Genomic DNA, 25237 nt, shown 5'->3' on the forward strand with positions numbered 1-25237 from the left:
TGATCACCCGTCCGAGTGACGTCTGAAGCATGAGAAGGCCCCCGCCGGGATCCGGCGGGGGCCTTCTTCGTGTGTGAGTCTTACTCCGTGGGTTCTTCGGAGCCTTCGCCCGTCTTGCCCTTCACATCGGCCGGCTTCGGGGCGCGGCCGTTGCGGGAGCTGCGGCGCGGCTGGCGCGGGGCCGGCGGGGGCGGGGAGATCTGCTGGACCGCCGGGCCGCCGCCGAGCATCAGCTCCGCGAACGTCGCCATCGCCTCGTCGAGCTGGCCGCCGATGCGGCGGACGCTCTCGTCGTTGCTCTTGCGGACCAGCGAGTCCACCGAGTCGGTGTCCGGCTGCTTCGACAGCGTGCCCTCGACCTTCGACAGCCCCGCCTTGAGCGCGCCGTCGAGGTCGCCGATGCCGGACAGGAAGCCGTCCTCCACCTTGTCGAGGCGGGAAGCCAGGTCGTCCAGGCGGGTGGTGACCGTTTCGAGGCGGTTGCCCAGGTTCTCCAGCCGGTCGGACGCGTCGATCATCTCGCCGGTCTCGGTCAGCGCGACCTTGAGCGCCTCGGTGTTGGCGTCGATCCGCTCGTGCGTGGTGCGGCCCAGCTCGCCGACGCGCTCCTGCGTGACGCGGCTCAGCTCGTCGACCTTGCCCCGCAGTTCGTGGTCGGCGTGGTCGACGCGCTCGCGCAGCGCCGCCTCGGTCTGCTCGATCCGCTCGCGGACCGGGCCGGTGACCGACTGCGGCAGCGACTCGATCTTCGCGTCCTGCTTGTCGAGGTGCCCGCCCACCTCGTCGATCCGGCGGTGGATGTTCTGGAGCTTGTCCTCGAGCCCGTCCATCCGGCCCGCGACGCCCTCGAAGCGCGCGGCGACGCCGTCGAGGCGGCCGTCGAGCTGCGCGAAGGGCTTGGCGAGCTTGTCGACGATGCTCTCGACCGCGCGGGTCAGGGCGGCGATGGCCGCGTCCTGCGCTTCGAGGCGGGACATCGTCTCGTCGAGGCGCTCGGCCAGGACGCTGACCTCGGTGCGGTCGGGCATCTCGGAGAGCCGCTTGCGGACCGCGCCCAGCGAGTCCACTGGCGCGAGGCGGGCGTAGATGTCGTCGAGCGCGTCGAAGATCTGCTGCTGCTCGCTCTCACGCACTTCGGCCGCGCGCACCAGCATGTTGCGCATCCGGTCGAAGGACGGGGCGGCAATGTGGTTGTCAGTGGTCACTGCTGTGTGTCCTTCGTCGGCGGGGAAATGGAGGGACGTGCCACGAAGCTTATCGATTGCAAAAATTGCTGTCTGTATGGCCCCCGTGAAGAGGCTATTGCGGAGGCTGCCCCCGGATGGCCGATTCGGGACGTGATCCTCAACGCTGAGGGTTAGCCCGAGCCTGAGAGTTACGGCCATGTAGGGGAATGACAACGAGGTTACCGTTGGGGGATGCCTGACGAAAGCCCTGTTCTGCCCACCGAGACACTCCGCCGCGCGCCCAAGGTGCTGCTGCACGACCACCTCGACGGCGGCCTGCGCCCGGCGACCGTCGCCGAGCTCGCCGACGCGACCGGTTATGCCGGTCTGCCCACCACCGACCCGGCCGAGCTGGGCACCTGGTTCCGCCGTGCGGCCGACTCCGGCTCACTCGTTTCCTACCTCGAGACGTTCGCGCACACCTGCGGAGTGATGCAAACGGAGGAATCCCTGGTCAGGGTCGCCGCGGAGGCGGTGGAGGACCTGGCCGCCGACGGCGTCGTCTACGCCGAGGTGCGCTACGCACCGGAGTTGTTCGTCGAACGCGGTCTGTCACTCGATGCGGTGGTCGAGGCTGTCCAGGCGGGGTTCACGGAGGGCACCCGGCGAGTGGCCGCGAACGGCGGCACCATCCGCGTCGCGACGTTGCTCTGCGCGATGCGTCAGCACGCCCGGGCGCTCGAGATCGCGAACCTGGCCGTCCGCTACCGGGACGCCGGTGTGGCCGGGTTCGACATCGCCGGTCCCGAGGACGGATTTCCGCCGACCCGCAATCTCGACGCGTTCGAATATCTGCGTCAGAACAATGCGCACTTCACCATTCACGCGGGCGAAGCCTTCGGTTTGCCGTCCATTTGGGAAGCGATTCAGCACTGCGGCGCCGAGCGGCTCGGGCACGGCGTGCGCATCGCCGAGGACGTCAAGACCGACCCGGACGGCACGGTCCACCTTGGACGGTTGGCCGCGTACGTCCGCGACCGCCGCATCCCCCTGGAGATCTGCCCGACGTCGAACGTCCAAACAGGCACCGTCCGCTCGCTCGCCGAGCACCCCATCGGCCTGCTCGCCAAGCTGCGCTTCCGGGTGACCGTGAACACGGACAACCGGCTGATGAGCGGATGCACGATGACCAGCGAATTCGCCGCGCTGCACGAGACGTTCGGCTATGGTATCGACGACTTCCGCTGGTTCACCATCAACGCGATGAAATCCGCGTTCATCGATTTCGACGCCCGGCTCGCGCTGATCGACGACGTCATCAAGCCCGGGTACGCCGCGCTGACCTGACCTCCCCGCCGAGGACCGCAACGTGGTTGCGGTCCTTAGCGGTGCCAACTATCGTTCACCATGTAGGAATAACTTCCCATAGTTTGGGACGGTGGCGAAGATGGCGCAGGTCGGAAGCGGTGCGGACGAGCAGCTTCGGACGAGTTCACGGCGGTGGCTCATCCTCGCGCTCGGCCTTGCCGCGCAGACCGCGAGCTGCTCGTTCCTCTACGGCATCCCGTTCCTGGTCCCGGCCATGCGCGCCGCCGAGGGGCTGACGCTGGCCGAGGCCGGCACGGTCGTCGCGGCACCCAGCATCGGGCTGTTGTTCACCCTGATCGTGTGGGGCGCGGCTGCGGACCGTTACGGAGAGCGCCTCATCATGGCGCTGGGCCTGGGCGTCTCGGGGTTACTCCTGGTGTACGCCGGGGTAGGAAATCACCCGGTCGGGCTCCTCTTTGGGGTGTTTTTGGCGGCCGGCGCCTGTACGGCTTCGGTGAACGCGGCGAGCGGTCGCGTCGTGATGGGCTGGTTCGCGAAGTCCGAGCGGGGCGTGGCGATGGGGATCCGCCAGACGGCCCAGCCGCTCGGCGTGGGCGTCGCCGCGTTGGGCCTGCCCCCGCTGGCCGCGCACTTCGGCTTCCGGGCGGCGATCCTGCTGCCGGCCGGGCTGGCGATCGCGGTGGCGCTGCTGGTGGCGTGGCTGGTGACGGACCCGCCCCGGCCGCCTCGCCCGGCTTCAGGGGAGAAGCCGCCTTCGCCGTACCGGCACGCGACGCTGTGGCGGGTGCACGGGGCGAGCGCGCTGCTGGTGGTGCCGCAGTTCGCGGTGTCGGCCTTCGCGCCGGTGTACCTGGTGGCCGTGCAGCACTGGAGCCCGCTGTCGGCGGGCTGGTACCTGGCGGTGGTCCAGGTGCTGGGCGCTGCCGGGCGCCTGGGGTCGGGCTGGTGGTCGGACCGGGTCGGCAGCCGCCTGCGCCCGATGCGTCAGCTGGCGGTTTCGAGTTGCCTGGTCATGCTGCTGGTCGCGCTCGGGGACGTTTCGTGGCCCTGGCTGGTGCTGCTGGCGCTGGCCCTGGCGGGGGTGATCACGGTGGCGGACAACGGCCTCGGCTTCACGGCTTCGGCCGAGCTGGCGGGCTTGGCGTGGTCCGGGCGCGCGATGGGCACGCAGAACACGGGCCAGAACATCGCGGCCTCCCTGACCCCGCCGCTGCTGGGCCTGGTGATCGGCGACAGCAGGTACGCACTGGCCTTCTGCGTGGCGGCGGTGTTCCCGGCCCTGGCGGTGCTGGTGGTCCCGGTCCGCGCCGAACACCCAGAGCCGTGACGCCGTGTCGTCCCTCTGATCACGCGTGTCGACCCGCCGATCACGAGAGTTGACTCTTCCCGCACGAGCCCCGTGGGCCCGGAGGGACGACACGCGTGATTGAGGGGTCGACTCGCGTGATTGAAGGGACGACGCGGCGAAGGCCGCCTCCCCGACCTGCGGGAGGCGGCCTTCGCCGGACCAAAACTCAAGCCACCGTCAGGCGGTTCTCGAAAGTTTCGACGAGCTTCCGCCACGCGCCCTGCTCCGCGTCGAACGGCGCCGACGGCTCCAGGCGCGTCGGGTCCGGGCGGAGGACGAAGGACACCAGCCAGCCCAGGCTTTCGTTGCCCGCCAGTGCCGTCTCGGCCGTGTCGTCGCCCGCCCAATCCGCCGCGTCCGTGATCAGCTCGACCGCCAGCTCCAGCTGGGTCGGGTCGATCGCCTCCGGGCCCTCCGCGATGTCGGCGTCCAGGCCCGTCAGGACGTACGTGTTCTCCGGGTCGACCTCGATCTCGAGCTCGCCCGCCGTCGCCTTCGCCAGGACCTCGTCCCACGTGGACACGTCCGCGAGGTCGGTGTCGGCCAGGTCCTTGCCGTCGGCGAGGGCGCGGGCGAGCGCCCCCGTGGACGTGAACACGTCGATCTCGCCCTCACTGCCCAGGAACACCGGGGCGTCGTCGAGGTAGCAGCGCAGCGTGTAGTACTCCGCGCCGGACGTGATGATCTTGATCGGGTCGATGCCGACCTCGGCCCAGAAGCCGACCGGGCCCTCGTCCTCGACCGCGTCGTCGTCCGACTCCGGAGAATCGGAGTCCAGCGCCTCGAGGTCCTCTTCGCCCTCGGCGCCGGCCTCGGCCTCCGCGGACTCCTCGTGGAACGCCGCCAGCTCCTCGGCCGTCTGCTCCAGCACCTTCTCGTCGACCTCCGGCTGGGTCACCAGGCCGTCGATCGCGTCGAGCACGGTGTCCCACTTCTGCGACACCGTCTCGGACAGGTCGTTCCACACCTGGGCGCCGACGCTTCCGGTGAACGGCAGCGTGCCCTGGTCGAGCAGCGAGAAGCCCTCGGTCGAGTCGAGGATCTCGTGGACCTCTTCGAGGTCGCAGACGTCGGCGAGCGACCGCACGATGCCGACGATCTCCGCCAGCTCCGCGATGTGCCAGACGTCCGGCTCCTCGGCGACGAGCTCCGGCACGCCGACGAGGTCGTACGTGTGGTCCTCGTCCGGGATCAGCTCCGGCACGTTCAGCGACGGCACCGCGTCCCAGGCCGGGTGGTCCAGCAGGTCGTGCCGCTCGGACGTGCGGACGAACGCGGCCAGGTGAGCGGCGTCGGCGAAGGCGTACAGGTCGTCCTCGTCGCCGAGGAACGCTTCCCACTCCTCGCCGTCTTCCCGCCAGCGCGGCGCCCACAGGGTGACGACGTCGCCCTGCGGCAGGCCGAGTTCGATCGGGATGATGTCCTGTGCCATTCCTAAGCCCTCCGGATTACCGCCCGTGTGCGCGCGAGACCGGAAGTATGCTCCAGTCGATGCGCGGTACCGCGAAGCCTACGGGTTTCCCACTCGCGATGCGATCGCCCCTGCCGACTTTGCGACGAGCGGATGGCACGATGGACGCCTGATGACTCTCACAGACCTCCTGCCTGCGGATCCCGACCCCGACGCCCTCTTCGAAGCCTTCACGACCTGGACGGCCGAACGGGGCATCGAGCTGTACCCGGCGCAGGAGGAGGCGGTGATGGAGGTCGTCTCCGGATCGAACGTCATCCTCTCGACGCCGACCGGCTCCGGGAAGAGCCTCGTCGCCGTCGGCGCGCACTTCACCGCGCTCGCCCAGGGCCGCCGCAGCTACTACACCGCGCCCATCAAAGCCCTCGTTTCGGAGAAGTTCTTCCAGCTCATCGACATCTTCGGCGCCGACAGCGTCGGGATGATGACCGGCGACTCCAGCGTCAACCCGGACGCCCCGATCATCTGCTGCACGGCCGAAATCCTGGCGAACATCGCGTTGCGGTTCGGTGCGGACGCCCCGGTCGGGCAGGTCGTCGCCGACGAGTTCCACTTCTACTCCGAGCCCGACCGCGGCTGGGCGTGGCAGGTGCCCATCCTCGAGCTGCCGAAGGCCCAGTTCGTCCTGATGTCGGCGACCTTGGGCGACGTGTCCTTCTTCGAGAAGGACCTCACCCGCCGCACCGGCAAGCCGACCGCCGTGGTCACGTCGGCGCAGCGCCCGGTGCCGCTGACCTTCCGGTACGCGCTGACGCCGCTGCACGAGACCATGTCCGAGCTGCTCAACGGCGGCCAGGCGCCGGTCTACGTCGTGCACTTCTCGCAGGCCGCGGCCATCGAGCGGGCGCAGACGCTGATGAGCATCAACGTGACGTCGAAGGCCGAAAAGGAGGCCATCGCCGAGCTGATCGGCGACTTCCGGTTCGCCGCCGGCTTCGGCAAGACGCTCTCGCGGCTGGTCCGCCACGGCATCGGCGTCCACCACGCCGGGATGCTGCCCAAGTACCGCCGGCTGGTCGAGACCCTGGCCCAGTCGGGGCTGCTCAAGGTGATCTGCGGGACCGACACGCTCGGCGTCGGCATCAACGTGCCGATCCGGACGGTCGTCTTCTCCGCGCTGACGAAGTACGACGGCGTCCGCCAGCGCCACCTCAAGGCCCGCGAGTTCCACCAGATCGCCGGCCGGGCCGGGCGCGCGGGCTACGACACCGACGGCTACGTCGTGGTGCAGGCCCCCGACCACGTCGTCGAGAACGCGAAGGCGCTGGAGAAGGCGGGCGACGACCCGAAGAAGAAAAAGAAGATCGTCCGGAAGAAGGCCCCGGAGGGGTTCGTCAACTGGACCGAGAGCACGTTCGACCGGCTCATCGCCGCCGACCCGGAGCCGCTGACGTCCAGCTTCAAGGTCACGCACTCGATGCTGCTGAACGTGATTTCGCGGCCGGGCAACGCGTTCGACTCGATGCGGCACCTGCTCGAGGACAACCACGAGGACCGCGCGTCGCAGCGCAAGCTCATCCTGCGCGCCATCGCGATCTACCGGGCCCTGCTCGCCGCCGGCGTCGTCGAACGACTGTCCGAACCGGACGAACAGGGCCGGATCATCCGGCTCACCGTCGACCTGCAGTTCGACTTCGCGCTCAACCAGCCGCTTTCGCCGTTCGCGCTGGCCGCGATCGAGCTGTTCGACCTCGAGTCGCCGAGCTACGCGCTCGACGTCGTGTCCACTGTGGAATCCACGGTGGACAACCCGCGGCCGGTGCTCTCGCAGCAGCAGTTCAAGGCGCGCGGCGAGGCCGTGCAGGCGATGAAGGCCGAAGGCATCGAGTACGACGAGCGGATGGAGCTGCTGGAGAACGTCAGCTACCCGAAGCCGCTCGAGGAGCTGCTGCAGGGCGCGTTCCACAGCTACCGGCAGGGCCACCCGTGGGTCGACGACTACGAGCTGTCGCCGAAGTCGGTCGTGCGGGACATGTACGAGCGCGCGATGAACTTCGTCGAGTACATCGGCTTCTACCAGCTGGCCCGGTCCGAGGGCCTGGTGCTGCGCTACCTCACGGACGTCTACGACTCCCTGCGCCACACGGTCCCGGACGAGGCGAAGACCGAGCCGCTGCAGGACCTCATCGAGTGGCTCGGCGAGCTCGTCCGGCAGGTCGACTCCAGCCTGCTCGACGAGTGGGAAGCCCTGCGCCACCCGGACGAGGAGGGCCCGGTCTCGAAGCGGCCGCCGTCCGAGCCGCCGGCCGTCACCCGCAACGAGCGCGCCTTCCGCGTCCTGGTGCGCAACGAGCTGTTCCGCCGGGTCGAGCTGTTCGGGCGCCGGGCGTGGAACGTGCTCGGCGAGCTCGACGCGGCGTCCGGGTGGGACGCCGAGGCGTGGCAGGAAGCGATCGAGGGCTACTTCGAGGAGTACGAGACGCTCGGCACCGGCCCGGACGCGCGCGGCCCGGCGCTGCTGCTGATCGAGCAGCTGCCGGACGTGTGGAAGGTGCGCCAGATCTTCGACGACCCGGCGGGCGACCACGACTGGGGCATCAGCGCGGAGGTCGACCTGGCCGCGTCCGACGAGGCCGGGATGGCGGTGGTCCGGGTGACCGAGGTGGGTGCGCACTAGCTCCCGGGCACCCCTCACGAAACCGGGGTCAGGATCGCCTGGGCGTCTTCACCCGCGAACCACAGCCCGATGACGAACGCCGCCGTGGCCTCCAACAGCGCTGCCCGGTCGAGACCGCCCGCCGGCACCGGCCGCGCGCCGGCGTCACGGACCAGGGTGCTCACCGCCTCCAGCGCCGCCGGGTCGTCGCCGCACAGCGGGACCGACAGGGGGCGGCCGTCGAACACCGGTGGGGTCATCCGCCAGACGTCGACGTGGGCGAGGTTGAACGCCTTCACCACGGCGGCTTCGGTGGTGATCCGCGACGCCACCGGGGTGCCGGTCAGGCTCGGGTCGTTGGTGCAGTCCACCAGCACCTTCCCGGTCAGCGGGCCCGCCTCGGCGAGCACCTCGCCGATCGCCGCGGCCGGAACCGCCAGGAGCAGCACGTCGGCGAAGGCGGCCGTCTCCTGCCAGGTGCCGGTGGACGCTCCGAGCCGCGCGGCCAACGGGCTTGCGTCGGAACGGCCGCTCACCATCAGTTCGTGCCCCGCGCGCGCCCACTGCGTGCCGAGCGCGTCCGCCATGCCGCCCGTGCCGAAGATCCCGATCCGCATGCGTCCTCCTTGTGCTTGGCTGGTACCAGTACGACGGTAGGAACCCGGGAAGGAACCGAACGGTAACCATGGACTTCCTCGCGGATTGCCGGACGCGGCTCGCGTTCGACCTGGTCGCCAACACGTGGAACCCGGTGGTGGTCTGGGCGTTGCGCGACGGTCCGCGGCGGCACGTCGACCTGCGGCGCGCCATCGGCGGGATCAGCGCGAAGGTGCTGACGGAAACCCTGCGGCGCCTGGAATTCGATGGTCTCGTCGAGCGGTGCGAAGGCGCGTACGCGCTCACGTCGTTGGGGAGGACGCTGCTGGGGCCGATCGAGGGCTTCGGGCGCTGGGCTGCCGAGCACGGCGACGACGTCGTCGCCGCTCAAACCCGAGCAGGCCGATCAGCATGACCAGCTCCACGGCCGGCAGCGGGTAGCCGAGGGCGATCCCGGCGGCGACGTCCACGGCCGGTGCGCCGATGCCCGCCACGAACACCCAGGTCGGTGCGGTGGGCGGCTTCGCGGCCGGCGACCACGACGTCTTCTTCCACGGTTTCGCGACCGAGAGCCAGGCCTGGAAGGCCAGCGCGCTCACCATCAGCGACGCCCCGGCGATCTGCGGCCAGGCGACTGCCGCGGTGTGCGCGGACTCCCGCAGCGCCCGCGAGAGCAGGAAGATCCCGGCGTAGAGCTGGGCGAACGTCAGGACGAACTTGGTCAGCACCCACCAGTGCCGGAAGTAGCCCCACGCCGTCGCGCCGGCGAGGAGCAGGCCGGTGAACGCGGAGACGTTGGCCATCGGCGCGAGCAGCACGGAGTCGAGCCGGTCGGCCATCGACGTCGCGGCGGGTGCCTGGACAGAGCTGGTCAAGGCCAGCGAGGTCAGCACGACGAGGGCGAGGGCCTGGCTCATCCAGGCCACCGAGGACACGACGTGCAGCCAGACGACGGCCTGGCGCCAGCGGGGAGAAGTCTTGGAGGTCACGGGATCCAGGCTCGCCGGGCGCGGCCGCGGGCACATCGGGCGCGACCCGGGTTTCGCCCCGGACCCGCCGAGACCGGGTGTGCGCCCGCCGGAGTACACCGAGGAGGCGGCCGTACGCCCGGGGGAGTAGGGCCGCAACCCGGAGCTCGCGTGATCAAGGGCGGATCTCGCGTGATCGGAGCCGGAACTCGCGTGATCAGCGGGGCGGGTTCTTCGCCGCCAGAGCCAGCAACGGCACTGCCGCCGCGGCGTCGGTGATCAGCGTCGAGACCATGCCGGACCGGAGAACCGCGTCCACCGCCGCGGCTTTGGGCCTGCTGTAGCCCAGGGCGATCACCTCCGGGACCGCCATCAGCTCCTCGTGGCTGATCGCCAGGACGTGGTGGGCCAGGCCGGTCGACAACGCGTTGCCGGACGCGTCGAACAGCCGCGCCGCGACCTCCGCCGTCGCGCCCCGGGCCGCGATCGCCGCGCGCTCGGCTTCGTCCAGTGCGTCGTACACCGTCGACTCGCCCGGCTGCCACGCGCCGATGCTGACCACCGCCTTCGTCAGGTTGCGGAACTGGCCGAACGTCTCCGCGATCCCCGGCTGACGCCGGAGCGTCTCGGTCGTCCGGCGGTCGGGCAGCACCAGCGGGCCGAAGATCGGGTACGCGTCGCCGCCGGAGACCGAGGTCACGCGGCTGACCGTCTCCACCGAGCGGCCGCGCATGTCCATCCCGGCCTGCACCCCGCAGAGCTGGACGATCGGGCACCGCGGCAGCGCCCGGACCGCCTCCGCCATGGCGTTCACCGACCGCGCCCACGACAGCCCGATGACGTCCGACGGCGCCGCGATCTCCTCCAGCAACCGGGCCGCCAGCGAGCCGATCTTCGCCCGGACGACCTCCTTCGGCTCGCGCTCGGTTGAGCGTTCGAGCACCAGGGCGCGCTCCAGGCCGTACGCCGAGCGCACCTCGTCGGACAACGCCAGGTCCACCGGTGCCGGTAGCGAGAACTCCACTCTGACCAGGCCGGATTCCATGGCCGTGTCGAGCATCCGTGCCACCTTGAACCGGCTGACGCCGAACTCGTCGGCGATCTCCAGCTTGGAGCGTCCCTGCACGTAGAAGCGCCGGGCGACGGTGGCGAGCAGTAACGCCTCAGTCAACGACGGCTGCTTCTTAGTGGCGCTCATATGAGCATAATAGCGCGAAATCCAGCCGAAAGGTTGACGTAATACCGACGTCAGACCTGTAATGCCTTCACATGTTCTCGACGCCATAGGTCAATGTTGCTCATTTGAGCGCGAGGAAGGGGCAAGGCATGCGCGCCGCCATCGTCGACCGGCCCGGTGAGATCAGGGTCGGCGAGGTGCCCGATCCGAAACCCGGGGAACGTCAGGTCGTCGTCAAGGTCGGAGCGTGCGGCATCTGCGGCACCGACCTGCACATCGCGGACGGGCACTTCCCGCCCACGCCGTACCCCATCGTCCCCGGGCACGAGTTCGCCGGGGAGATCGTCGAGCTCGGCGCGGACGTGCCGGGCGAGTGGAAGGTCGGCGACCGCGTGGCCGTCGACCCGTCCCTGTTCTGCGGCTACTGCGGCCCGTGCCGCGCCGGCCACGGCAACCTCTGCGCGAACTGGGGCGCCACCGGCGACACCGTCAACGGCGCCTTCGCCGAGTACGTCGCCGTGCCGTCGTCCACCTGCTACCGCATGCCCGACACGATGAGCTGGGAACAGGGCGCGCTGGTCGAGCCGGTTTCCTGCGCCGTGCACGGTGTTCGCCGTGTCGGTGTCGAAGCCGGTGAACGCTTCCTCGTCGTCGGCGCCGGGACCATGGGCCTGATCATGCAGCAGCTGCTGCAGCGCTCGGGCGCGCAGGTCACGGTGGTCGACCGCAACGAAGCCCGGCTGCCGCGTGCGCAAAGCCTCGGCGCCGTCGCCACCGCGAAGGACGTCAACGACCTGGACGGCGAGAAGTTCGACGTCGCCGTCGACTGCACCGGCGCCGCCCCCGCCATCGAAGCGGCCTTCGACTCGATCCGGCGCGGGGGACGGCTCCTCGTCTTCGGTGTCGCCCCGGCCGAAGCCCGCGTCGCGCTTTCGCCGTTCCGCATCTACAACGACGAGATCACCGTCGTCGGCTCGATGGCCGTGCTGCACAGCTTCGGCGCCGCCCTCGACCTCGTCGCGAGCGGTGCGATCGACACCGGCGCGCTGCTCACCGACACCCTGCCGCTGGAGCAGTACCCCGAGGCGCTGGCCAAGATGCGTAGCGGCTCGGGCCTCAAGGTGCAGGTACTCCCCGGAGGTGGCCGTGCGTAAGCTCCTCACCCTCCTCGCGACGACGTCGCTGCTGGCCACCGGCTGCGCGGGCGCCGGCTCGATCGGCACCGGCAGCAGCACGCTCGTCATCGCCATCGTGGCCAACCCGCAGATGAAGGACGCGATCGCGCTCGCGCCGGAGTTCGAGAAGGCCACCGGCATCGGGCTGAAGTTCGTGTCCCTGCCGGAAAACCAGGCCCGCGCGAAGATCACCGCGTCGACCGCCACCGAGGGCGGCGAGTTCGACGTCGTCATGATCAGCAACTACGAGGCCCCGCAGTGGGCGGCCAACGGCTGGCTCGAGAACCTCGAACCGCACATGGCGGCCACCCCGGGCTACGACGAAGGCGACTTCATCCCCAGCATCAAGCAGTCGCTGTCGTACCAGAACCAGATGTACGCGGTGCCGTTCTACGGCGAGTCGTCGTTCCTCGCCTACCGCAAGGACCTCTTCGACAAGGCCGGGCTCACCATGCCGGCCAAGCCGACGTGGCCGCAGATCGCCGACTTCGCCGCGAAGCTCGACGACAAGGCGAACGGCGTGGCGGGCATCTGCCTGCGCGGCAAGCCGGGCTGGGGCGAGAGCCTCGCGCCCTTCACGACGGTGGCCAACACCTTCGGCGCCCAGTGGTTCGACAAGGACTGGAACGCCAAGCTGACGTCGCCGGAGTTCAAGGAAGCCGCGAACTTCTACGTCAACCTGATCCGCGACCACGGCGAGGTCGGCGCGTCCAGTGCCGGGTTCTCCGAGTGCGGCACGCGCTACACGCAGGGCAACGCGGCGATGTGGTACGACGCCACGGTCATGGCGGGGACCAACGAGGACCCGTCCAGCAGCAAGATCGTCGGCAAGTCCGGCTACGCACCCGCGCCGGTCGTCAAGACGCAGGCCAGCGGCTGGCTCTACACCTGGGCCCTCGGCATCCCGAAGGTCGCCAAGGACAAGGACGCGGCCTGGAAGTTCATGGCCTGGATGACCGACAAGGCCTACGTGCAGAAGGTCGGCCACGCCTACGGGTGGAACCGCGTCCCGCCGGGCGTCCGCCAGTCGACGTACGCCATCCCCGAGTACGCCGACGCGGCGAAGGCCTACGCGAAGCCCACGCTCGACGGTATCGCGGATGCGAACCAGCAGAAGGTGATGGCGAACCCGGTGCCCTACCCCGGCATCCAGTTCGTCGGCATCCCCGAGTTCCAGGACCTGGGCACCCGGGTGAGCCAGCAGCTGTCGGCGGCGATCGCCGGCCGCGAGTCCGTCGAAGACGCCCTGAAGCAGTCCCAGGACTACGCCCAGACGGTGGGCGACTCCTACAAGGCGGTGCAGTGATGTCCACGCTCTCCGTAGATGCCCCCACGTCCACCTCCCACGCGAAGGTCGAAGAGAAACGCGGCCTGAGCACCGCGGCCAAGCGGCGGCTGCCGCTGCTGCCCGCGCTGATCTTCGTCATCGCGGTGACGCAGCTGCCGTTCCTGCTCACCGTGTTCTACTCGTTCCAGTCGTGGAACCTGGTCCGGCCCGGCTCGCGGCACTTCGTCGGCCTGGACAACTACATCGACGTCTTCAGCGACACGACGTTCCTGGTCGCGCTGCTCAACACGGTGGTACTGACCGTGGTGTGCGTGTTCGTCGCGCTTCTGCTCGGCCTGGGCCTGGCGATCCTGCTCGACCGCAAGTTCCTCGGCCGCGGCGTGGTCCGGACGCTGCTGATCACGCCGTTCCTGATCCTGCCGGCGGCCGGCGCGCTGCTGTGGAAGACGACGATGTTCGACCCGACCTACGGGCTGCTGCACTTCGTCTTCGGCACCGACACCGACTGGCTTTCGGAGTTCCCGCTGGCCGCGGTGATGGCGCAGATCGTGTGGCAGTGGACGCCGTTCATGATGCTGCTCATCCTGGCCGGGCTGCAGAGCCAGGCCAAGGACGTCCTCGAAGCGGCCAATGTGGACGGTGCCGGCCGCTGGCGGACGTTCGTCTTCATCACCCTGCCACACCTGTCCCGGTTCCTGCAGCTGGCCACCCTGCTGGGCGCGATCTACATCGTGAACAGCTTCGACGCGATCTTCCTGATGACCCAGGGCGGCCCGGGCACGGCGAGCACCAACCTGCCGTACTACATCTACCAGCGCGCGTTCGAGGGCTTCGACGTCGGCCAGTCCTCGGCGATGGGCGTGATCGTGGTGATCCTGACGATGATCGTGGCGACCTTCGCGCTGCGCCTGATGTTCCGGACCTTCTCGGTGAGCGGAGGGATCAAATGACGACTGTCGCCCCGCGCAAGCGGGCTTACGGCAAGGGGTCGCTGACCGTCGCGACCTGGATCATCGCGATCCTGTTCGTCTTCCCGCTGCTGTGGATGATCCTCACCGCGTTCAAGCAGGAGGCGGACGCCTACACCGACCCGCCGAAGCTGTTCTTCACCCCGACGTTCGAACAGCTCGGCAACGTCCTGAGCGGCGGGTTCCTGCCGTACCTGTCCAACTCGGCGTTCGTCACGATCATCTCGACGGCGTTGGTGCTGCTCTTCGGCGTCCCGGCGGCGTACGCGCTGTCGCTGGCGCCGGTCAAGGGCACGTCGAACGCGCTCGGCTTCTTCCTCTCGACGAAGATGCTGCCGATCGTGGCGGCGATCATCCCGCTGTACGTGATCTCGCAGAACACCGAGCTGCTCGACACGGTGTGGGCGCTGGTCATCCTGTACACGTCGATGAACCTGCCGCTGGCCATCTGGATGATGCGGTCGTTCTTCCTCGAGGTACCGCACGAGATGATCGAGGCGGGCCGGATCGACGGCGCCAACCTGCCGACACTGCTGCGCAAGATCATCATGCCGGTGGTCGCGCCCGGGATCGCGGCGACCGCGCTGATCTGCGTGATCTTCTCCTGGACGGAGTTCTTCTACGCGGTCAACCTGACCGCGGCCCGGGCCGGCACGGTCCCGGTGTTCCTGGTCGGGTTCATCACCAGCGAAGGCCTGTACTGGGCGCAGCTGTCCGCGGCCGCGCTGCTGGCTTCACTGCCGGTGATGATCGTCGGCTGGATCGCGCAGAACCACCTGGTCCGCGGCCTGTCGATGGGCGCGGTCAAGTAGCGAGCAGCGGCGAAGGCCACCTCGAGCCGGCTCGAGGTGGCCTTCGCCGCTGTGTCACTCCTGGAGGGAGAGGGCCTGGCTCGGGCAGACGTGCACCGCTTCACGGGCCTTCTCGACCAGCTCGCCCTGCGGCTGGTCGTCGAGCACGATGACCGTGCCGTCCTCCTCGCTCTGGTCGAACAGCGAGGGCTCGGTGAGTACGCACTGGCCGGCGCCGACGCACTTGCCGGTGTCCGCGATGATCTTCATGGTCCTCTTCTCCTGTGGTGGTTTGGCAGTTCGTCTCTACCAGGTCACCGGCAGCCGGTACAGGCCGTAGATGGCCGCGTCGTCCTTGAACGGCAGGTCGTCGACCGGTGCGGCCAGCTTCAAACCGGGAATCCGGCGGAAGAGCGTGTCGAAGACGATCTGCAGTTCCATCCGGGCCAGGTTCTGGCCGAGGCACTGGTGCGGCCCGAAACCGAAGGCGACGTGGTGGCGCGCGCCGCGCTCGATGTCCAGGTCGTCGGGGTTTTCGAACGCGGTTCCGTCGCGGTTGGCCGCGTAGCCCAGCGCGAGCACGCCTTCGCCGGCCCGGATCAGCTGCCCGCCGACCTCGACGTCCTCGACGCACAGCCGCGCCGTGGCGGCGTCGACGATGGTGAAGTACCGCAGCAGCTCCTCGACGGCGTCGAGCGTCTTGCCCGGGTCGTCCCGGACCAGGGCCAGCTGGTCCGGGTTCTCCAGCAGCCCGACGGTGCCCAGCGAGATCATGTTCGCCGTCGTCTCGTGTCCGGCGACGAGCAGCAGGAACCCGGTCGCGGCCAGCGCCGCCCGCCGGTAGGTGCCCTCTTCGCGCAGCTTGACGATCTGCCGCCCGAGCAGGTCGTCCGGCGGGTTCTGCTCCTTCCCGGCGATGAGGTCGCTCATGTACTCGCGCACCGCGTCGACTGCGGCCCGCCGCTGCTCCGGGGGCGTGTCGCGCTTGATCAGCTTCGCCGTGTGGGTCTGGAAGAAGTCGTGGTCGGCGTACGGCACGCCGAGCATCTCGCAGATGACCAGCGACGGCACCGGCAGCGAGAGCGTCTCGACCAGGTCCCCCGGCTTCGGGCCGGCCAGCAGCGCGTCGATCCGCTCGTCGACGATCTCCTGGATCCGCGGCCGCAGCGCCTCCATCCGGCGCACGGTGAACTCGCCGAGCACGGCCTTGCGGGCCGGCCCGTGCTCGGGGGCGTCCATGGTGATCATGGTGCGCTCGTCGTCCGGCCGCCGGAACCCCGGCACCAGCTGCGGGAAGTCCGGGTGCTGCCGGTCGGCGCTGAACCGCCGGTCGTTCAGCACGGCCCGGACGTCTTCGTGCCTGCTGACCACCCAGGCCTGCCTGCCGTCGGGCAGCCCCACCCGGGTGACCGGGTCCTCGTCGCGGATCTCGGCGTACGCCGGCGGCGGGGCGAACGGGCACGTGCGCGTCATCGGGAATTCGTGGACCGCGGTCATGACGTCTCCCTCACCAGGTCACGGGCAGGCAGTAGAGGCCGAAGATCGACGAGTCGTGCTTGAACGGCAGCTGGTCCACCGGGGCGGCCAGCTTGAGGTCCGGGATGCGGCGGAAGAGCGTGTCGAAGACGATCTGCAGTTCCATCCGGGCGAGGTTCTGGCCGAGGCACTGGTGCGGGCCGAAGCCGAAGGCGACGTGGTGGCGCGCGCCGCGCTCGAGGTCGAGCGCGTCGGCGTTCTCGAACGCGGTTTCGTCGCGGTTGCCGGAGTAGCTCAGCCCCAGCACGCCCTCGCCTTCGCGGATCAGCTGCCCGCCGATCTCGACGTCCTCCGTGGCGACGCGCGAGGTCGCGAACTCGGCGATGGTGAAGTACCGCAGCAGCTCCTCGACGGCGTCGAGGGTCTTGCCGGGGTCGTTCTTGATGATCTCGAGCTGGTCCGGGTTCTCCAGGAGCGCGACGGTGCCGAGCGAGATCATGTTCGCCGTCGTCTCGTGCCCGGCGAGGAGCAGCAGGAAGGCGAGCGAGACGAGCTCGTCGTGCGCGACGTCGCCGTGCTCTTCGCGCTGCTTGAGGATCTGGCGGCCGAGCAGGTCGTCGGTCGGGTTCGCCTCCTTCGTGGTGACCAGCTCGTCGAGGTAGTTCTGCATCTCTTCGACGGCCTGCACCCGCGCTTCCTGCGTCACCTCCCGGTTCAGCAGGGTGGAGCTGCGCGACTGGAAGAAGTCGTGCTCGGCGTACGGGACGCCGAGCTGCTCGCAGATGACCAGCGACGGCACCGGCAGGCTCAGCGCGGAGACCAGGTCGGCGGGCTTGGAGCCGGCCAGCATCGCGTCGATGTGCTCGTCGACGATCTGCTGGATCCGCGGCTGCAGCGCCTTCATGCGCTTGACGGTGAACTCGCCGACGACCTCGCGGCGCGCGGCGCCGTGCTCCGGGGGGTCCATGTTGATCAGCGACGCGGTGAAGCGGCGGCGCTGCGGACGTCCCTCCCGGGTCAGGATCGGGAAGCCGGGGTTGAACCGGTCGGAGCTGAACCGCGGGTCGTTCAGCACGGTCCGGACGTCCTCGAGGCGCGTCACGGCCCAGGCCTCCTGGCCGGACTGCAGCGTGACGCGGTGGACCGGCCCCGCCTCGCGGAGCTTCTCGTACGCCGGCGGCGGGGCGAACGGGCAGGTGCGGGCCAGCGGAAAGGTGTCGTCCCGGGTCGCGGGCTCGGCCAGATCAGTCATTTCGGACCCCTAAATCGGACGGAAAGTATGCGGAGGATTACATTCCGGTTCTCTGTCCAAGGTACCGAAGCGGAAGGAAGTCGTCCACTAGGTGCCCGCTACCCATTCGCGCGGGCGGTGCGTGGCCTGCTGACCGTGCGAGAATCACCCGGCGCGATTCAGCGGAAGGCGAACGGCATGACGGCAGACCCCGAGACCACCCTGCGGGCGGACGCGCGGCGCAACCGCGACCAGATCCTGGCCGCCGCGAAGAGCATCTTCGCCGCTTCCGGTCCCGAGGTGCCGATGGAGGAGATCGCCCGCGCGGCCGGCGTCGGCGTCGGCACGCTCTACCGCCGGTTCCCGGACCGCGACGCGCTGGTCCGCGCGGTCGCGATGGACAACTTCGAACGGGTGCTGATCGACGCCCGTGCGATCGCCGCCGAGGAGACGTCGTCGTGGCGCGCGCTGGAGCGCCTGCTGCGCCACTCGGTGGCGCTGCAGCTGAGCGTGCAGCTGGCCATGGTGTCGCACCGGGCGCTGGTGATCATGAAGAACGACCCGGAGGTCCGCCGGCTGCGCGACGAGATCCTGGTGGTCCTCGACGGCTTGGTCGACGGGGCGAAGGCCGAGGGCAGGCTCCGCGAGGACGTCGGGTCCGGCGACATCGCGATCCTGCTGGCGACGCTGCTGCGGCAGATGCGCGCGAAGGCGCCGGAGGTCGCGGAGATGGCGGCCCGCCGGTGCGTCGGCATCATGATCGACGGCCTCAGTGCGCGGCCGGGTTCCCCGCTGCCCGGCCGCCCGATCACGTCGGGCGACCTCGACCCCGAATGATTCGCCCATTTCCGTGTTAGGGTCCGCCTCGTTCTGCCGGAAATTGCAGCTACGGGCGGGAAAATGCGACGAAGAATGCTGGCCGTGTTGTTGGCCATTTCCTTCCCGGTGCTCTCCGGGTGCGGCGGCGCGCCCGTCGACGGCGTGGCGGCCGCGTCGGCTTCGCTGCCGTCGCCGTCGCCCGCGTCTTCTTCGGTGACGGCCCCTGCTTCTTCGCCGCCGGCGTCTTCGACGTCTCGACCTGCACCTCCGTCGGCTCCACCGCCGCCGTCGACCACGGCGGTCCGGAGCTGCCGCACGCCGGAGTTCAGCACCAGCGACCCCGACGGCGGCTGGTCCGACGGCGGCTACTACGTCCACAACAACATGTGGAACGCCGGGGAAGCGGGCCCGGAAACGTTGCGGGCGTGCGCGTACGACAACTGGTACGTCGAATCCACCCAGCCCGATTCGACGTCGGTGAAAACCTATCCGAACGTGCACAAGGACATCAACAACCAGAACGGAAAACCGTTCAACGACTATTCGGTGATCAAATCCACCTTCGCCGGTCGCGGCCCGGGCACCGGCGTCTACGACGTGGCCTACGACCTCTGGCTGAACGGCGTGGGCAACGGCGCCGGCGTCAGCGAGCTGATGGTCTGGACGGAGAACCGCAAGCAGCTCCCGGCGGGCGACAAGCTGACGACGTACGCGGCGGGCGGCTCCACGTACGACGTCTGGGCCGACGACGAGGGGTACGTGGCCTTCGTGTCCCGCTCGACGCAGTATTCGGGCAGTCTGGACCTGAAGGCGATGATCGCGTGGGCGATCGGCAAGGGCCTGATCCCGGCGAACCCGACGGTCAACCAGATCGGCTACGGCATCGAGTTCTGCTCGACCGGCGGCGGCAAGGCCCGGTTCACGCTGTCGGACTTCTCGGTGACGATGAGCTAGCGTCAAGCCGCGGCGCGGTGGCCAGGTAGGCCAGGTGGTGGGAGGTCGCGAACGCGATCGGCTTGCTGGTGTCGCCCAGAGCCCTCCCGGCGCCCGCCGCCACCTCGTGGATTTCGCGATCTCCCCAGCAGAAGTCCGGGCCGGCGTAGCCCGCCGATTCGGGCCACGTGGCGGCACACGACGCGGAAAGCGCGGCCGCGGGCCGACTCGTCGCTCTTCAAGTCCGGCATCCGCTCTCGCGAGTAGAGCCGGCGGTGCGGGCACGGCCGCTCGACGAGCCGGCCGAGGGTGTCCCGGTCGGCCGCGCCCGGCCGGACCGGACGGCGACTCCGGCTCCCGGTTCGGCGCCGAGGCGCCCCAGGGTCGCGGCGGACTGTTCGGTGGCGTCGCTGCGGACCACCGGGCCGAACGGGATCGGCCAAGCCGTGTCGAAGAGGTCGGCCGGGGCGGCCAGGTGGTCGGCCAGCCGGCCCGGGTCGAACTGCAGCAGGGCTGAACAAGAATGAAGGCCACCACCCTGCTTCGGGTGGTGGCCTCCGCTCGTGGCCTCAGACGCCCAGCGGGTGCCAGACCGTCTTGGCCTCCAGGTACCGCCGCAGCCGCGTGAGGTCGGGGGCCGTGGTCCAGTCCGGTTCCGCCTCCGGGACCGTCAGCACCCGCTTCACCGTGTTCGCCGCTTCGCGCGCCAGGCCCGGGCGGTCCGCCGGGGCGGCTCCCGTCGGGTCCAGGGCGTTGACGTCGCCGTGGGAAGCGAGCCAGGGGCCCAGCTCGGCCGCGTGGCCCGTGAGGATGTTCGCCACACCGCCCGGGACGTCCGACGTCGCCAGGACCTCCGACAGCGTGATCGCCGGCAACGGCCGCTCCGCGCTCGAGACCACCACCGCCGTCGAGCCCGTCGCCAGGACCGGGGCCAGGACCTCGACCAGGCCCAGCAACGACGAGCTCTGCGGCGCCAGGACGCCCACCACGCCGGTCGGCTCCGGGACGGTGAAGGAGAAGTACGGGCCCGCCACCGGGTTGGCCGAACCCAGCACGGAAGCGATCTTGTCCGTCCAGCCCGCGTACCAGACCCAGCGGTCGATCGCCGCGTCCACTGTGGACTCGGCCTTCTTCGCGGCCAGGCCTTCGGACGCGGAAACCTCGGCGATGAACTGGTCGCGGCGGCCCTCCAGGACCTCGGCCACCCGGTAGAGCACCTGGCCGCGGTTGTACGCCGTCGCCGCGGACCAGCCCGGGAACGCCTTGCGCGCGGCCACCACCGCGTCGCGGACGTCCTTGCGGGACGCGTGCGCCGCGTTCGCCAGGAACTTGCCCTTCGCGTCCGTCACCGGGTACACCCGGCCGGACTCCGAGCGCGGGAACTTGCCGCCGACGTACAGCTTGTACGTCTTGGCGACGGAAATTCGGTCAGACATTCAGGTACGCCTCCAGCCCGGTGCGGCCGCCTTCGCGCCCGAAGCCGGATTCCTGGTAGCCGCCGAAGGGGGCGGTGGGGTCGAAGCGGTTGAAGGTGTTGGCCCAGACCACGCCGGCGCGCAGCTGGTTCGCCATCCACAGGATCCGGGAGCCCTTTTCGGTCCAGATACCCGCCGAAAGCCCGTACGGGGTGTTGTTCGCCTTCGCGACGGCCTCGTCCGGCGTGCGGAACGTCAGCACCGACAGCACCGGCCCGAAGATCTCCTCGCGGGCGATCCGCATCGACTGGTGGACGTTCGCGAACACCGTCGGCGCGAAGAAGAACCCGCGGTCCGGGACCGGGCACGGGCTGGTCCAGCGCTGCGCCCCCTCGGCGTCCCCGGCTTCGACGAGCCCGCGGATCTTGGCCAGCTGCTCGGCGGAGTTGATCGCGCCGATGTCGGTGTTCTTGTCCAGCGGGTCGCCGATCCGCAGCGTCGAGACGCGGTGGTGCAGCTTCTCCAGCACCTCTTCGGCGATCGACTCCTGGACCAGCAGCCGCGAGCCCGCGCAGCAGACGTGCCCCTGGTTGAAGAAGATGCCGTTTACGATGCCCTCGACGGCCTGGTCGAGCGGCGCGTCCTCGAAGACGATGTTCGCCGCCTTGCCGCCCAGTTCCAGCGTCAGCTTCTTCGCCGTGCCCGCCACCTGGCGCTGGATCGCCTTGCCGACCTCGGTCGAGCCGGTGAAGGCGATCTTGTCGATGTCACCGTGTTCCACCAGGGACGCGCCGATGTCGCCGGCGCCGGGGAGGATGTTGACCACGCCCGGCGGCAGCTCCGCCTGCTGGCAGATCTCCGCGAAGACCAGCGCGGTCAACGGCGTCGTCTCGGCCGGCTTCAACACCACCGTGTTGCCGGTCGCCAGCGCCGGCGCGATCTTCCAGGCCAGCATCAGCAGCGGGAAGTTCCACGGGATGATCTGGCCCGCGACGCCCAGCGGCCGCGGGTTCGCGCCGTAGCCCGCGTACTCCAGCTTGTCCGCCCAGCCGGCGTGGTAGAAGAAGTGCGCGGCCGCCGTCGGGACGTCGGAGTCGCGCGACTCCTTGATCGGCTTGCCGTTGTCGAGGCTCTCCAGCACGGCCAGCTCGCGCGAACGCTCCTGGATCAGCCGCGCGATCCGGAAGAGGTACTTGGCGCGCTCGGTGCCCGGCATCTTGGCCCAGACGCTGGTGTAGGCCTTGCGCGCGGCCTTGACCGCAGTGTCCACATCGGACTTGGACGCGGTGCCGACCTCGGCCAGGACCTCTTCGGTGGCCGGGTTGATCGTCTTGAGCGGCTCACCCGAGCCGTCGACGAACTCGCCGTTGACGAAGGGCTTGTAGGAATCCTTCAGATTCGCGATGGCGCGCGATTCCGGCGCCGGTGCGTACTCGAAAACAGGCATCAGTCCACCGTCACGTAGTCGGGGCCGCTGTAGTGGCCGTCCACCTGGGTGCGGCGCTGCAGCAGCAGGTCGTTGAGCAGGCTGGACGCGCCGAAGCGGAACAGGTCCGGGGTCAGCCACGGCTCGCCGGCGACCTCGTGCACGGCGACCAGGTACTTGATCGCGTCCTTCGTCGTCCGGATGCCGCCCGCGGGCTTGACGCCGCGCAGCTCGCCGGTCTGCCGGTGCCAGTCGTGGACGGCCTGCAGCATGATGTGGGTGACCGGCAGCGTCGCGGCGGGGGAGACCTTGCCGGTGGACGTCTTGATGAAGTCGCCGCCGGCCAGCAGCGCCAGCCACGACGCGCGCCGCACGTTGTCGTAGGTCGCCAGCTCGCCGGTCTCGAGGATGACCTTCAGGTGGGCGTCGCCGCAGGCGGCCTTGATGGCCTGGATCTCCTCGAAGACGTCCATGTACCGGCCCTCGAGGAAGGCGCCGCGGTCGATCACCATGTCGACTTCGTGCGCGCCGGCCTCGACGGCGATCCTGGTGTCGGCCAGCTTGATCTCCCGCGAAGTGCGCCCGGCCGGGAAGCCGGTGGCGACGCTCGCGACGTGGACACCGCTGCCCTTGAGCGCTTCGACGGCCGTTTCGACCATGTCCGGGTAGACGCAGACAGCGGCGACGCGCGGAGTGTCCTGGCGGTCCGGATCGGGCCGGACGGCCTTCGCCGCCAGCGCCCGGACCTTGCCCCGGGTGTCGGCGCCCTCCAGGGTGGTCAGGTCGACCATGGAGATGGCGGTGTCGATGGCCCACCGCTTGGCGTCCTTCTTGATGCTGCGCGTGCCGAGGCCCGCCGCGCGCTGCTCGACGCCGACCTGGTCGACACCGGGCAGCCCGAGCAGGAAGCGGCGCAGGCTCGCGTCGTCGCGAGTCGCGTCCACCAGCGGTGCCGGGGTGGCCGGCGCCGCTGACGTGCTGGTCGTGGCTGTCATGCGCCTGAGTCTAGGCGGCGGGTCCGGCAGCGCGGTCCCGACAGCGCGGCGGCCGGAGCTGAGTCACCCGGTGTGACGCTTCAGGTGATGAGTGTCAATATCGACGGCAGATGTCCGTGCCGGGAAGCACGCACCAGCCGTCGGGCGTGGCGGCGAGCGGAGCCGGCGCGGTGCAGGGCGAGTCGCTGTCCGAGCACCAGGCGGGCTGGGCCGCGGAGGCGGGGACGGCGGTCAGGACGGCGGCCGAGGCGAACAGGCCGGCCACGGCGATCCGGGTGAAAGTGCGCATGACGTCAGTCCCCTTCGATCTGCGGTGGCTCGGTCCGCCGAGCCGGTTTCCGGTACACCACGACCCCGCCCCAGAACGCCAGGCCGTTGATCTTCACCGTCGGGGCCGTCGGCGGGGCCGGGGGTGCGCCCGACTTGTCCTCCAGCACGAACCCGCCCATCAGGCCGAGGCCCGTGACGTCCACGTTGACGTCGTCCGGGACGGTGATCTGGATGCCGCCCATGATCGCCACCGCGGTGATCGTGCAGTGCTTGTCGGCGAACCGCGCCTGCCGCAGGTCGATCTCCGCGCCGCCCCAGAACGCGAAGCTGTTGTGCTGCGGGGGCAGGACCCAGCTGCCCTTGCGGACCGCGCCGGACAGCACGCCGATCGACACCGGGGAGCCCGGGTGGCCGCCGATGCGCTGGTCCGGGAAGCCCAGGGCCCGCGTGGTCGCCGGCTCGACGGCCGCGGACGACGTCGGCAGGTCGGCCGTCACCGGCTTCAGCTCGCCGAGGGTTTTCGCCGCGTAGACCGTCGTGAGCCGTTCTTCCAGCTCGTTGACCGTGATCCGGCCCTCCGAGAGGGCGTTGTGCAGCACCTGGGCGACGCGTTCGCGGTCCGCGTCGGAAGCCCGCATCTGGTCGGGCGTCAGTTCGCTCACCCGGCGCAGCCTATCGGCGAAAACCACCCTGCGTGTCCATCTTCCGGAGGACACTGAGCCCATGGTCGAGTTTCCGGACGGCACCCGCGTACACGGGCGTGGCCTGGCGCGCCCCCGCCCCGACGGACCCGAGCCCGATTTCGGGCTCTACCTGGGGACGAGCCGGCTTCGGCGCAAGCACGGCGGGGGCATCACGTGGCCGCACGAATGGGTCACCTGGCCCGATTTCCTGCTCCCCACGAGCCCCGCGGACGCCCGTCGCCAGATCAAGGCCCTCCACGAACGGGCGAAGACCGAGACCGTCGAGGTCGCCTGTTACGGCGGCGCGGGACGGACCGGGACGGTGATGGCCTGCCTGGCGATCCTCTCCGGCGTCCCCGCCGACCGGGCCGTCGCCTGGACCAGGCAGCACTACCACGAGCGAGCCGTCGAAACGCCCTGGCAGCGCGGCTGGGTGAAGAGCTTCGCGAAACGGCTAGATTGACCCGCATGGATGTGCACGTCGTCGACCACCCCCTCGCGAAGGCCCGGCTCTCCACGATGCGCGACGCGCGCACCGACAGCGCCGCGTTCCGGGCCGCGCTGCACGAGCTGACCGTCATGCTGGTCTACGAAGCCACCCGCGCCGTGCCGGTGAAGATCGAGAAGATCCACACGCCGGTCGCCCGCACCGACGGCTACAAGCTGGCCAAGCCGCCGCTGCTGGTGCCGGTGCTGCGCGCCGGGCTGGGCATGGCCGACCAGGCGCACAAGCTGATCCCGGACGCGCAGATGGGCTTCGTCGGCCTGGCGCGCGACGAGGAGACGCTCAAGCCGACGCCGTACCTGGAGTCCCTGCCGGAATCGCTCGCCGACCGGCCGGTGCTGGTGCTCGACCCGATGCTCGCCACCGGCGGCTCGATGGAGTACACGATCCGCCTGCTCACCGACCGCGGCGCCGACGACGTGACGGCGATCTGCGCGCTCGCGGCGCCGGAGGGCTTGGCGCACCTGGAGAAGACGGGCCTGCCGGTCCGGGTGGTCACGGCGAGCATCGACGAGCGCCTCAACGACTCGGGCTTCATCGTCCCGGGTCTCGGCGACGCGGGTGACCGCCAGTACGGCGCCGTCTGAGCCGGTGCCGGTCCTGAAGTGGC

24 protein-coding genes and 2 pseudogenes are annotated in these 25237 nt (G+C 69.9%); 12 read left to right on the plus strand and 14 right to left on the minus strand.

Annotated elements, in window-relative coordinates; all coding sequences use genetic code 11:
* Positions 1–80: 80 nt before the first annotated feature.
* Entirely contained in the window at positions 81–1205 is a 1125-nt protein-coding gene (locus QRY02_RS41985) for a PA containing protein (RefSeq protein ID WP_285988241.1), read from the minus strand.
* Positions 1206–1418: 213 nt separating this feature from the next.
* Between QRY02_RS41985 and QRY02_RS41990 the strand changes: the two genes are divergently transcribed.
* The gene (locus tag QRY02_RS41990; protein WP_285988242.1) at positions 1419–2513 is read left to right on the plus strand and encodes an adenosine deaminase; all 1095 of its coding nucleotides are present in this window, start codon (positions 1419–1421) and stop codon (positions 2511–2513) included.
* A 100-nt stretch (positions 2514–2613) separates the two neighbouring features.
* Positions 2614–3822: an MFS transporter gene (locus QRY02_RS41995; protein WP_285988243.1), complete on the plus strand. Its 1209-nt coding sequence runs from the start codon at positions 2614–2616 to the stop codon at positions 3820–3822.
* A gap of 187 nt (positions 3823–4009) precedes the next feature.
* Here the strand turns inward: QRY02_RS41995 and QRY02_RS42000 are convergent, their stop codons facing one another.
* Positions 4010–5275 (minus strand): SatS C-terminal domain-containing protein, encoded by a 1266-nt coding sequence (locus QRY02_RS42000; RefSeq protein WP_285988244.1) that lies wholly within the window; start codon positions 5273–5275, stop codon positions 4010–4012.
* Positions 5276–5426: 151 nt separating this feature from the next.
* Between QRY02_RS42000 and QRY02_RS42005 the strand changes: the two genes are divergently transcribed.
* Positions 5427–7931 carry a DEAD/DEAH box helicase gene (locus QRY02_RS42005; protein WP_285988245.1) on the plus strand — a complete coding sequence of 835 codons (2505 nt, stop codon included), beginning with the start codon at positions 5427–5429 and terminating at the stop codon, positions 7929–7931.
* A 14-nt stretch (positions 7932–7945) separates the two neighbouring features.
* Here QRY02_RS42005 and QRY02_RS42010 read toward each other — a convergent pair.
* Positions 7946–8536, minus strand: a pseudogene (locus QRY02_RS42010) (NADPH-dependent F420 reductase); the annotation flags it as partial.
* Between the two features lie 59 nt (positions 8537–8595).
* Here QRY02_RS42010 and QRY02_RS42015 point away from each other — a divergent pair.
* Positions 8596–8922 (plus strand): winged helix-turn-helix transcriptional regulator, encoded by a 327-nt coding sequence (locus QRY02_RS42015; protein WP_285988246.1) that lies wholly within the window; start codon positions 8596–8598, stop codon positions 8920–8922.
* On the opposite strand, the gene QRY02_RS42020 is transcribed toward QRY02_RS42015, so the two are convergent.
* Both QRY02_RS42020 and QRY02_RS42025 read right to left on the minus strand, forming a co-directional pair.
* The gene (locus QRY02_RS42020) at positions 8810–9496 is read right to left on the minus strand and encodes a hypothetical protein (RefSeq protein WP_285988247.1); all 687 of its coding nucleotides are present in this window, start codon (positions 9494–9496) and stop codon (positions 8810–8812) included. The two genes, QRY02_RS42015 and QRY02_RS42020, sit on opposite strands and share 113 nt — an antisense overlap.
* Before the next feature lie 196 nt (positions 9497–9692).
* Entirely contained in the window at positions 9693–10673 is a 981-nt protein-coding gene (locus tag QRY02_RS42025; protein ID WP_285988248.1) for a sugar-binding transcriptional regulator, read from the minus strand.
* A gap of 128 nt (positions 10674–10801) precedes the next feature.
* Here QRY02_RS42025 and QRY02_RS42030 point away from each other — a divergent pair, with 128 nt between their 5' ends.
* Genes QRY02_RS42030 through QRY02_RS42045 form a run of 4 tightly spaced genes read left to right on the plus strand, consistent with a single transcriptional unit; the run spans position 10802 to position 14895 of the window.
* Positions 10802–11806, plus strand: a complete 1005-nt coding sequence (locus tag QRY02_RS42030) for a zinc-dependent alcohol dehydrogenase family protein (RefSeq protein WP_285988249.1) — start codon at positions 10802–10804, stop codon at positions 11804–11806.
* On the plus strand, positions 11793–13133 hold the full coding sequence (locus QRY02_RS42035; protein WP_285988250.1) for an ABC transporter substrate-binding protein: 1341 nt from the start codon (positions 11793–11795) through the stop codon (positions 13131–13133). Before QRY02_RS42030 ends, QRY02_RS42035 begins: the two co-directional genes overlap by 14 nt.
* Positions 13133–14065, plus strand: coding sequence for a carbohydrate ABC transporter permease (locus QRY02_RS42040; RefSeq protein WP_285988251.1), 933 nt, complete (start codon positions 13133–13135; stop codon positions 14063–14065). The genes QRY02_RS42035 and QRY02_RS42040 overlap by 1 nt, the downstream gene beginning before the upstream one ends.
* Positions 14062–14895 (plus strand): carbohydrate ABC transporter permease, encoded by an 834-nt coding sequence (locus tag QRY02_RS42045; protein ID WP_285988252.1) that lies wholly within the window; start codon positions 14062–14064, stop codon positions 14893–14895. Before QRY02_RS42040 ends, QRY02_RS42045 begins: the two co-directional genes overlap by 4 nt.
* 54 nt (positions 14896–14949) lie before the next feature.
* On the opposite strand, the gene QRY02_RS42050 is transcribed toward QRY02_RS42045, so the two are convergent.
* Genes QRY02_RS42050 through QRY02_RS42060 form a run of 3 tightly spaced genes read right to left on the minus strand, consistent with a single transcriptional unit; the run spans position 14950 to position 17602 of the window.
* Entirely contained in the window at positions 14950–15144 is a 195-nt protein-coding gene (locus tag QRY02_RS42050; RefSeq protein WP_013222786.1) for a ferredoxin, read from the minus strand.
* Between the two features lie 36 nt (positions 15145–15180).
* Positions 15181–16371 carry a cytochrome P450 gene (locus QRY02_RS42055; RefSeq protein ID WP_285988253.1) on the minus strand — a complete coding sequence of 397 codons (1191 nt, stop codon included), beginning with the start codon at positions 16369–16371 and terminating at the stop codon, positions 15181–15183.
* 10 nt (positions 16372–16381) lie between these two features.
* Positions 16382–17602, minus strand: coding sequence for a cytochrome P450 (locus QRY02_RS42060; protein WP_285988254.1), 1221 nt, complete (start codon positions 17600–17602; stop codon positions 16382–16384).
* A gap of 177 nt (positions 17603–17779) precedes the next feature.
* Here QRY02_RS42060 and QRY02_RS42065 point away from each other — a divergent pair, with 177 nt between their 5' ends.
* Positions 17780–18418 carry a TetR/AcrR family transcriptional regulator gene (locus tag QRY02_RS42065; protein ID WP_285988255.1) on the plus strand — a complete coding sequence of 213 codons (639 nt, stop codon included), beginning with the start codon at positions 17780–17782 and terminating at the stop codon, positions 18416–18418.
* Between the two features lie 75 nt (positions 18419–18493).
* Positions 18494–19354, plus strand: a complete 861-nt coding sequence (locus tag QRY02_RS42070) for a GH12 family glycosyl hydrolase domain-containing protein (RefSeq protein ID WP_285994077.1) — start codon at positions 18494–18496, stop codon at positions 19352–19354.
* Here QRY02_RS42070 and QRY02_RS48755 read toward each other — a convergent pair.
* The 6 genes and pseudogenes from QRY02_RS48755 to QRY02_RS42095 form a co-directional block, all read right to left on the minus strand.
* A pseudogene (locus QRY02_RS48755) lies at positions 19320–19508 on the minus strand (beta family protein); the annotation flags it as partial. The gene QRY02_RS42070 and the pseudogene QRY02_RS48755 sit on opposite strands and share 35 nt — an antisense overlap.
* A 394-nt stretch (positions 19509–19902) precedes the next feature.
* Entirely contained in the window at positions 19903–20769 is an 867-nt protein-coding gene (locus QRY02_RS42075) for an aldehyde dehydrogenase family protein (RefSeq protein WP_285988256.1), read from the minus strand.
* Complete coding sequence (locus tag QRY02_RS42080) at positions 20762–22195, minus strand: aldehyde dehydrogenase family protein (RefSeq protein ID WP_285988257.1); 1434 nt, start codon at positions 22193–22195, stop codon at positions 20762–20764. The genes QRY02_RS42075 and QRY02_RS42080 overlap by 8 nt, the downstream gene beginning before the upstream one ends.
* A complete protein-coding gene (gene deoC / locus QRY02_RS42085) occupies positions 22195–23169 on the minus strand; it encodes a deoxyribose-phosphate aldolase (RefSeq protein WP_285988258.1) in 975 nt (324 codons plus the stop codon). Before deoC ends, QRY02_RS42080 begins: the two co-directional genes overlap by 1 nt.
* A 94-nt stretch (positions 23170–23263) precedes the next feature.
* On the minus strand, positions 23264–23458 hold the full coding sequence (locus tag QRY02_RS42090; protein WP_285988259.1) for a hypothetical protein: 195 nt from the start codon (positions 23456–23458) through the stop codon (positions 23264–23266).
* 4 nt (positions 23459–23462) lie between these two features.
* On the minus strand, positions 23463–24077 hold the full coding sequence (locus QRY02_RS42095; protein ID WP_285994078.1) for a DUF1707 SHOCT-like domain-containing protein: 615 nt from the start codon (positions 24075–24077) through the stop codon (positions 23463–23465).
* 85 nt (positions 24078–24162) lie between these two features.
* Here QRY02_RS42095 and QRY02_RS42100 point away from each other — a divergent pair, with 85 nt between their 5' ends.
* Positions 24163–24585 (plus strand): protein-tyrosine phosphatase family protein, encoded by a 423-nt coding sequence (locus QRY02_RS42100; protein WP_285988260.1) that lies wholly within the window; start codon positions 24163–24165, stop codon positions 24583–24585.
* A gap of 5 nt (positions 24586–24590) precedes the next feature.
* Positions 24591–25214 carry a uracil phosphoribosyltransferase gene (gene upp / locus QRY02_RS42105; RefSeq protein ID WP_285988261.1) on the plus strand — a complete coding sequence of 208 codons (624 nt, stop codon included), beginning with the start codon at positions 24591–24593 and terminating at the stop codon, positions 25212–25214.
* Positions 25215–25237 lie beyond the last annotated feature (23 nt).

It is taken from the genome of Amycolatopsis sp. DG1A-15b (assembly GCF_030285645.1).
GTDB lineage: Bacteria > Actinomycetota > Actinomycetes > Mycobacteriales > Pseudonocardiaceae > Amycolatopsis.